5 protein-coding genes are annotated in these 4,612 nt (G+C 69.0%); 2 read left to right on the plus strand and 3 right to left on the minus strand.

The features are described 5' to 3' along the window. Nucleotides 1–233 precede the first annotated feature (233 nt). Nucleotides 234–593 (plus strand): DUF962 domain-containing protein, encoded by a 360-nt coding sequence (locus FUT87_RS23185; protein WP_147242535.1) that lies wholly within the window; start codon nucleotides 234–236, stop codon nucleotides 591–593. A gap of 61 nt (nucleotides 594–654) precedes the next feature. Here FUT87_RS23185 and FUT87_RS23190 read toward each other — a convergent pair whose 3' ends face one another. The 3 genes from FUT87_RS23190 to kbl are packed head-to-tail and all read right to left on the minus strand — an operon-like array spanning nucleotide 655 to nucleotide 3,645. Then, nucleotides 655–1,386 (minus strand): hypothetical protein, encoded by a 732-nt coding sequence (locus tag FUT87_RS23190; protein WP_147242536.1) that lies wholly within the window; start codon nucleotides 1,384–1,386, stop codon nucleotides 655–657. A 42-nt stretch (nucleotides 1,387–1,428) separates the two neighbouring features. Further along, nucleotides 1,429–2,406 carry an NAD-dependent epimerase/dehydratase family protein gene (locus FUT87_RS23195; protein ID WP_147242537.1) on the minus strand — a complete coding sequence of 326 codons (978 nt, stop codon included), beginning with the start codon at nucleotides 2,404–2,406 and terminating at the stop codon, nucleotides 1,429–1,431. A gap of 21 nt (nucleotides 2,407–2,427) precedes the next feature. Further along, entirely contained in the window at nucleotides 2,428–3,645 is a 1,218-nt protein-coding gene (gene kbl, locus FUT87_RS23200; protein ID WP_091724806.1) for a glycine C-acetyltransferase, read from the minus strand. 130 nt (nucleotides 3,646–3,775) lie between these two features. Here kbl and FUT87_RS23205 point away from each other — a divergent pair, with 130 nt between their 5' ends. Then, nucleotides 3,776–4,354: a helix-turn-helix domain-containing protein gene (locus tag FUT87_RS23205; RefSeq protein ID WP_147242538.1), complete on the plus strand. Its 579-nt coding sequence runs from the start codon at nucleotides 3,776–3,778 to the stop codon at nucleotides 4,352–4,354. Nucleotides 4,355–4,612 lie beyond the last annotated feature (258 nt).

Genomic DNA, 4,612 nt, shown 5'->3' on the forward strand with positions numbered 1-4,612 from the left:
GCGTGCGGACCGAGCTCATCCTTGGCGCGAAGGACGTGATGACGCCGCCCAAGGCGCGAAGCAGCTGGCCGAGTTGCTGGGCGCGCGGGTGCAGACGCTGCCGGCCGGGCATTCACTGATGACCGAGGCGCCGGAAGGGATGTTGAATGCGCTGAAGGCGGCGCTCGGCTGAGCGCCGTACGGTGAGCCCCTCACCCGCGGACGCCCCGCGAGGGCCGCGCCAGGAGACGCCCATGAGCACCAGCCCCCTGCCCCACGCGCCGCGCGACTCGGACGCCGGCGCGGACCGCGTCAAGGCGATGCGCAGCTTCGCCGAGTTCTATCCCTTCTACCTCGGCGAGCACCGCAACCGCACCTGCCGCCGACTGCACTTCGTCGGCTCGACGCTGGGGCTGGCGTTCCTGGCCTACGCGCTCGCGACGCAGCGCTGGGGCTTCATCCTGATCGGGCTGCTGTGCGGCTACGCCTTCGCCTGGGTGGGGCACTTCGGCTTCGAGAAGAACAAGCCCGCCTCGTTCAAGCGCCCGCTCTACAGCTTCATGGGCGACTGGGTCATGTACAAGGACATCTGGACCGGGAAGATCCGGTTCTGAGCGTCCCCGTGGGAGGGGATTAGGTCGATGCCGACATCGGACCGGCGCTGCCAGCAGCCGGTCAGGACTTGCCCGATTCAGGCAGCAAGGCCTTGGCCGCCTCGATCCGCATCGCCATCGGCAGCGTCGCGTCGTTCATGACGTGCAGCAGGAAGGCGCGGGGGTCGGTGAAGTTCGTCGGGCTGGCTGACTGAACGGCAGGCGTCGACGTCACCCGCGGCGCTTCCGGCGTCGCCTCGCCGGTCAATGCGCGGTCCGAGCGCCCGTCAGGGCGTGCGTCGTCCTGCGGGCCGCGCGGCGCGAGGGCCGCCAGCGCCGCCTCCCACGCCTGCGGCGTGATCGACTTCAAGGACTTCAGCAGATCCGCCTGCCCTTCGGCGCCGGGCGGGATGTCCAGCCACGTCGCCTCGACGAACACCGGCGCGAGATCCGGTGCGACGAACGCCGACCATTGCCCTTCCCGGACTTCGGCCGGCATCACCGGCGGCTCCGTCAGCCAGCGAATGCGCGGGCCCGCGATGCCGGCCAGGTATCGGGACTTCAGGCCCTCGAAGAAGGCGGCGGCCGCCTCAGGCGCGCAGCCGCGCTCCAGCGAAAACCACAGCTGATAGCTGTTCTCGCCCGCGATGGCGATGCCCGGCGCGGGCAGCGCCAGGTCGAGCTGCACGCCACGCCACACGTTGGCAAGCAGCTCCCAATCCGACGGGCGCCCCACATCGAGCACGAGCGCGCGCGAGGCCCCATCTGCGCCGGCGGCGTAGAGGCGTTGGAATTCAGCAGCGAGTCGGGACACGGCGTGTTCAGGGCAACGAAGACAGCCCGTGACTCTACGTCCTCAGGCCTGCGCCGCCTGGGCGGCTGTAGCGCCCTGCTCGGCCTGCGCCTTCAGCGAGGCCAGCATGTCGTCGGCCATCGCGTCCAGGTCGTAGCCCAGCTTCCAGCCCCAGTCGCGCTGCGCGACGCTGTCATCGATGGACTGCGGCCAGCTCGCGGCGATGTTCTGGCGGAAGTCCGGCGCGTAGTCGATCGTGAAGCCCGCGATGCGACGGCGGATCGACGCGGCGATCTGCTCCGGCGTGAAGCTCACGCCCGCCAGGTTGTAGCTGCCCCACTCGGTGATGCGCTCCGCCGGTGCCTCCATCAGCTCGATCGTCGCGCGCAGCGCATCCGGCATGTACATCATCGGCAGCGCCTGGTCCTCTTTCAGGAAGCAGGTGTAGCGGCCGTGCTTGAGCGCCTCGTGGAAGATCTCCACCGCGTAGTCGGTCGTGCCGCCGCCCGGGGGCGTCTTCCAGCTGATCAGGCCGGGATAGCGCAGGCTGCGCACGTCGACGCCGTGGTTGGCGTGGTACCAGCGGCACCAGCCCTCGCCGGCCAGCTTGGAGATGCCGTAGATCGTCGTCGGGTCCATCACCGTCGTCTGCGGCGTGGCCTGCTTGGGCGTCTGCGGTCCGAAGGCGGCGATGGAACTCGGCCAGAACACGCGCTCCAGCTTCGCCGTGCGCGCCAGCTCCAGCACGTTCAGCAGGCCCTTCATGTTCAGGTCCCAGGCCCACATCGGATGCTTCTCGCCCGTGGCGGACAGCGCCGCGGCCAGGTGATAGATCTGCGTGATGCCGTGCCGCTTGACCACCGCCGCCAGCGCCGCCGCATCGGTGACGTCCAGCATCTCGTGGGTCAGCTGCGGCACGCGGCCCTGCGGGGCGACGTCGCTGGTGATGACATTGGCGTTGCCATGGCGCTTGGCCAGCTCCACCGCCAGTTCGGAACCGATCTGGCCGTTCGCGCCGATCAACAGGATCTTGGTCGTCATGGGGATCTTCTTCTCAGCGCCTTACTTCACCAGTCCCAGCTCGCGGCCCGCCTGCGCGAACGCGGCCACGGCCCGCTCCAGGTGCTCGCGCTCGTGCACCGCCGAGATCTGCACCCGCACCCGGGCCTGCTCCTTGGGCACCACCGGATAGAAGAAGCCGACCGCATACACGCCCAGCTCCAGCAGCCGCGCGCTCAGTTGCTGCGCCTTGACCGCGTCGAACAGCATCACCGGCACGATCGGATGCGTGCCCGGCTTGATCTGGAAACCCGCCTGCTGGATGGCCTCGCGGAAGAAGGCGGTGTTGGCCTCGAGCTTGTCGCGCAGCGCGGTGCTCCCTTCCAGCAGGTCCAGCACCGCGATGGACGCGCCGACGATGCTCGGCGCCACCGTGTTGGAGAACAGGTAGGGCCGCGAGCGCTGGCGCAGCAGCTCGATCACTTCCTTGCGCCCCGTCGTGAAGCCGCCCGACGCGCCACCCAGCGCCTTGCCCAGCGTGCCGGTGATGATGTCGACCTTGCCGAACACGCCGCGGTACTCGTGGGTGCCGCGGCCGGTCTTGCCCATGAAGCCGCTGGCATGGCATTCGTCGATCGCCAGCAGCGCGCCGAAGCGATCGGTGATCTCGCGCATCTTGTCCAGTTGCGCGATCGTGCCGTCCATCGAGAACACACCGTCGGTGAAGACCATGACGTGACGCGCGCCGGCGGCGCGGGCCGCGGTCAGCTGCGCCTCCAGGTCGGCCATGTCGTTGTGCTTGTAGCGGAAGCGCTTGGCCTTGCACAGGCGGATGCCGTCGATGATGGACGCGTGGTTCAGCTCGTCGCTGATGATCGCGTCCTGCTCGCCCAGCAGCGGCTCGAACAGCCCGCCGTTGGCGTCGAAGGCGGCGGCGTAGAGGATGGTGTCCTCGGTCCCGAGGAAACGCGCCAGGCGCTGCTCGAGTTCCTTGTGAATGTCCTGCGTGCCGCAGATGAAGCGCACCGACGACAGGCCGTAGCCATGGGTGCGCAGCGCCTCGTGGGCGGCCTCCACCACCTTCGGATGCGAGGACAGGCCCAGGTAGTTGTTGGCGCACAGGTTGAGGACCTCGCGCCCGTCTCGCGTCTTGACGACGGCGCCCTGCGGGCTGGTGATGATGCGTTCGCTCTTGAAGAGGCCGGCGTCGCGGATGCCCTGCAGCTCGTTCTGCAGGTGGCGATAGAAGTCGTCGGTGGACGGGGAGGCGATGTTGGTCATGCGGTGCTCCTGCGGCACAATCCGTTAAATCGAACGCGTTCGTTATATCGAACAGCCGTGCAGTATCAAGGAAGAGCGGAGGCCGGTCAAGGCGCCTTCTTCCACCCCGGAACGCCCTCGCCCGCCTCAGATGTCCGCCAATCCTTCCGAAAAACTGGAACCTCCCCGCGTGGGCGCGACGCTGCAGGCGCTGCGGCAAGCCCAGGGCCTGTCGCTGGACGAGCTGTCGCGGCGGGCGGGCGTCTCCAAGTCGATGCTCTCGCAGATCGAGCGCAACCAGGCCAATCCCACGGTGGCCGTGGTGTGGCGGCTTGCCAATGCGCTGCGGGTGGAGTTGTCGGAGCTGCTGGGCGGCGAGCGGCCCGCCGCCCCGCCGATCGAGGTGGTCGCCTCGCACGCGACGCCAGCGCTGTCGAGCCCGGACGGCCTGTGCCGGCTGCGCATCCTCGGCCCCATCGACCTGGCCGGCAACTTCGAGTGGTACGAGCTGATGGTGCAGCCCGGCGGCGCCCTCGAGTCCGCCGCGCACGAGCCCGGCTCGCGCGAGCACCTGAGCGTGCTGGCCGGTGAACTCGAGGTCACGGCCGGCGGCAGCCGCCAGCTCGTCAAGAGCGGCGAGACCGCGCGCTACGCCGTGGACGGCGCGCACGCGATCCGCAACCTGTCGAAGAAGGCGGCGACGGCGCTGCTCGTGGTGCTGCACGCCTGATCGCGGCGGACAACCCGGATCACCTCCTGTTACTTGACCCGCGCGTCGTGGTCGAGACAATCGCCCGATTCGCGGAGGCGAGGGAGCGTATTGCAGTCAAGGCAGTCCACATGCAGCAACGCTCGTTTTCAGAGAAGCATCCCCACATCCCCACCCCGACCCAGCCGGCCACCGTCGACACCGAGACCCAGGCGAAGCAGCTCCAGCTGCTCGACGGTTCGGCGCGCCTGCGCGTGGCCGAGCAGCGCGCCCGCGAGC

It is taken from the genome of Mitsuaria sp. TWR114, assembly GCF_007997345.1.